General features: G+C 54.3%; 3 protein-coding genes. All 3 read right to left on the bottom strand.

Annotated features, from left to right (window positions below; genetic code table 11):
• Window positions 1–51: 51 nt before the first annotated feature.
• The 3 genes from XdyCFBP7245_RS23975 to XdyCFBP7245_RS23160 all read right to left on the bottom strand — a co-directional run bounded on the left by XdyCFBP7245_RS23975 (window position 52) and on the right by XdyCFBP7245_RS23160 (window position 3,105).
• Window positions 52–636 carry a retron St85 family effector protein gene (locus XdyCFBP7245_RS23975; protein WP_146091732.1) on the bottom strand — a complete coding sequence of 195 codons (585 nt, stop codon included), beginning with the start codon at window positions 634–636 and terminating at the stop codon, window positions 52–54.
• 544 nt (window positions 637–1,180) lie between these two features.
• Window positions 1,181–1,996 carry an XVIPCD domain-containing protein gene (locus tag XdyCFBP7245_RS24845; RefSeq protein WP_342352107.1) on the bottom strand — a complete coding sequence of 272 codons (816 nt, stop codon included), beginning with the start codon at window positions 1,994–1,996 and terminating at the stop codon, window positions 1,181–1,183.
• 551 nt (window positions 1,997–2,547) lie between these two features.
• Window positions 2,548–3,105 carry a hypothetical protein gene (locus tag XdyCFBP7245_RS23160; RefSeq protein ID WP_104617687.1) on the bottom strand — a complete coding sequence of 186 codons (558 nt, stop codon included), beginning with the start codon at window positions 3,103–3,105 and terminating at the stop codon, window positions 2,548–2,550.
• Between the last annotated feature and the right edge of the window lie 280 nt (window positions 3,106–3,385).

Genomic DNA, 3,385 nt, shown 5'->3' with positions numbered 1-3,385 from the left:
CCGCATCAGGCACTGAAGATGATGACGCCTGACCAAGCCTATGCCGCTACATTAACCACCTGACCTGTGCAGAAACCGATGGGTCATTACAGAAATTATTTCCCCCATCTCTCCTCTGACTAGCTCAAAGTTCTCGACTCGTGCTCCGCCAATCTTATGCTCATGCCAGTCATACACCATGACTGAGTTTTTAGCTTTGTTTTCAATTTTTTGGATTGGACCAAGCCTAATGAAAGAAGATTCATCATAATGATCCTGTGATACAACGACTAGAAGCCGATCAAGAAAAGGTTCACTCACGGAAAAAGCACCGAGCTCTGCAATTGAGCCTGCGCTTTCAACCACAAGAACTACTACAGCAGAAAGTCCAGCGAGATGTTCTTCGAAAGTGACCAAATCCGAATAAACCCCTCCGTGGAACCAATCTTTTGTTTCTTCGGCGAGACGTACCCGTTGGGCTAATTCACTATTGCGGCCGTTTGTGAGCTCCAACTGGATAAGGTGTCTGATCGACTTTATTGGGTGCGCTTGACCGTCGCTTTGCCCACCGCACAGGAGCACGAATCCTTCAAATGCTTTTATTCGAGTTTTCGCAAGGTCTATGCTTGCGAGGAATTGCAGACGCGGGTCATCCATTTCACTCTTCACCAAGAAAACGCCCCGCACAGCCGGTACGGGCTTACCGTGAGGACCCGCTGGACCGGAGCGGTGAGACCGTACCGGCTGTGCGGGGCGATAAACCCAGACAATCCATAGCTGTCTGGCGCATCGCCAGACCTAAACTTGACTCCATGTCAAACGCGTAAAGAGTGGTGTGATTTTTAAGAGGTGTGAAAAATTTGTCAAGAGTAGACAGCACCGGTTAGCGGTGGTAGGCATCAGCCGGGCTCGCGCACCAGCGATTACCTGGATGCTGGGTTTCTTAGGTGCTGATTGCCACAGATAGCCCTCAAAAAACGTAAGCGTCTTCACACCCGAGTCTGTCCCAACTTCAGGAACTTGACCTCCCATACATCCCCACGCGCCATCCTCGGCACCAGCCTCAACTGGAGAACGCACAATGATGAGACGGATGGCCACCGCGCTGACCGCGGCACTGCTGGTGAGCGATTGTTCCAAGATGGCGGACGCGAAGTTCGTCGGCCACTGAGTCAACCTCCCAGACAAAAGCTTCAGCTGCTCAAACCATTCGGTGTTGGGGCGCACTCATCTGCTGTTGATGATCCTGCTGCTGGCCTTGCTGCTGGGCCTGTTGCTGTCGCTGCGTTTCGCTCAGCGCCTGCAGCTGCGTAAGGGACTGATCCACGGGCTGGGCGATCGCGTCGCTCGTCTTCATGTGGACCATCAAATGCGCGGGGTTCTCCAATGCGCCCTGGACCACAAACACGTTTTCGCCCCGTCCCACGGACGCTGTTTGATTACTCAACACGACGTGGTCGATCTGCGTTAGTCCGTTCGCTTTGGCCAAGTGGGCGCTGCTAGCCGCAAGCCGAGCGCTATTGTCGTCATAGTCGCGGCCAAGGCTCTGCTCCAGACGGCGCACGGCGTCTTCGGCCTGACGGTGTAGTGGGTCTTGCGAGGGCACGGCGCCCTGGATATTTCGGTAGGTTGGCGCAGCATTGTGATCTTCCCGATTCAACTCGGGCGGGAAGATGCGCGGAGCAATCTGCTGCAATGTCGCAGGATCAATGTCTCCGGTTTGAGAGAGTCCATGCGCCTGCTGGTAGTTGATCACTGCTGCCTGCATCGACAGGCGGTAGACACCATCCTCCTGAAGTGGCTGATTGTCAGTGCCGCGATACCCTTCGGCATTCAAGGTTTGCTGCGCCTTGCGAACCATCTCAGACGATTCACCGATGCGGATTGTTTCGTCATCTACGAACGGCCTGGGCTCAATGCCACGATCCCGCCTTTCTGCATCGATCGACAGGCGACCGCTGACCAAATCGCCTACGTAGTTCTCGTAGTGTTGGTAGTAGCGAGTATCAACCTCCATGTGTACGTGGATTGCCTGTGTTGCCTGTTTGCCCTGAACCCCCAATGCCTGCCCATACTCGACTCGATCACCGGCCTGCACGTGGAGCGGGGACATGTGCCGGACACGCAGGATGACATCACCGCCTTCCCGATCCAGCACATCGACCAAGCCCTGCCGCGCATCGGCAGTGCCCACCACACCAGCAACGGGCGATGGGACATCCAGTGCCCTCGAAGCAGGCCCAGGGGGTAGCCTGGAATCTTCGAGCAAGAAATCCTTCTTCAGCAGAACTTGGTCAGGACGAAGGCCATGCGTTTGTCCTGGCTCGGCTACCTCGATTTCTTGGAATTCGCCACCGATTAGCCCCAGCGTTCGACCTCTTTGTCCACCGACAGCGCTACCGTTTTGCAGATTGGCGCCGCGGTTGCCGTAAGGATGATGCGTGACCAGATCGTCGAAGTTCTCGACAACCTCGTTGTGGTATTCCTTTTTCTGGTCCCATTCGAGCTGCATTAGTCGATAGGGGATTTGGGGCGTTGCTTCCTGTGCAGCCATGTACCAACTCCTTATCAGTCTCTCAAGTTGATCGCGCGCGTCATGCGCCAACAGCCTTTGCTACGTTTGAACAGGTACGAATCTACTTCATATTCCATACCGAAAGAGACGGTGTAATCCCCCCCCACGCCGGCCTCAATCTTAAAGGGGAATCCGGCATCGCCTTCCGGCTGCGGATTTGCTTCGCCAGGATCGATGTGATCGAAGACTTTGGCATTCCTGAAATAGCGATATGAGAATAGCTCAAAGCGGGAGGACCCTTTTATTTTTGAGATGTGCGTAAGAGGGGACGAATCAGTCATGTCCTCCACTGTGTACGTTGGCACCTCGTATTCCAGCGGGTCATCCGTAAAGCGGCGACGCACACTGTCATCTGCAGAATCGGCATAGCGCTCAAGGAACGTTGCGAAATCTTTGGAGGGACAATCAACAGCGACAGATTGCTCATTATGGCGAATCTGTTCGCGCTGCGACGCAACCGCCTGGGCGGACGAAGTGCATCCAGTCATGGAGAAGCAAAGCACTGCGGCGAAGACTGCAGATGTGTTCAAGTGGTAGGTACCGATACTCATTTTTTTTCCATATCCCAATTCCTTGTCAGTCTCTGAGATTAATCGCCCGTGTTAGATACCAACACCTCTTACGCCTCTCGAATACATAAGTGTCTACTTCATACTCCATGCCGAAATCTACTCTGCGGCCCTCACCAGCCGTCAGCTCTATGGAGACTGGAGAGCCAACCTTACTGATAAAACGGGGTCAGGTTCTTAGGTATCCCCACGTTTTTAAGGTACCAGGCTCATCTGCTCGCGCACTGCGTCGGGCAGGGTGCGCAAGCGTTCTAGCCAGCGT

Source organism: Xanthomonas dyei, from assembly GCF_002939865.1.
Taxonomy (GTDB): domain Bacteria; phylum Pseudomonadota; class Gammaproteobacteria; order Xanthomonadales; family Xanthomonadaceae; genus Xanthomonas; species Xanthomonas dyei.
The sequence above is the reverse complement of the archived record's forward strand: the minus strand, read 5'-3'. Positions and strand labels throughout refer to the sequence as shown.

Excerpts from the sequence above, each read along its gene's own strand:
- XdyCFBP7245_RS23160 (WP_104617687.1), bottom strand. The coding sequence starts at position 3,105 with ATGAGTATCGGTACCTACCACTTGAACACATCTGCAGTCTTCGCCGCA.
- XdyCFBP7245_RS23975 (WP_146091732.1), bottom strand. The coding sequence starts at position 636 with ATGGATGACCCGCGTCTGCAATTCCTCGCAAGCATAGACCTTGCGAAA.
- XdyCFBP7245_RS24845 (WP_342352107.1), bottom strand. The coding sequence starts at position 1,996 with ATGGAGGTTGATACTCGCTACTACCAACACTACGAGAACTACGTAGGC.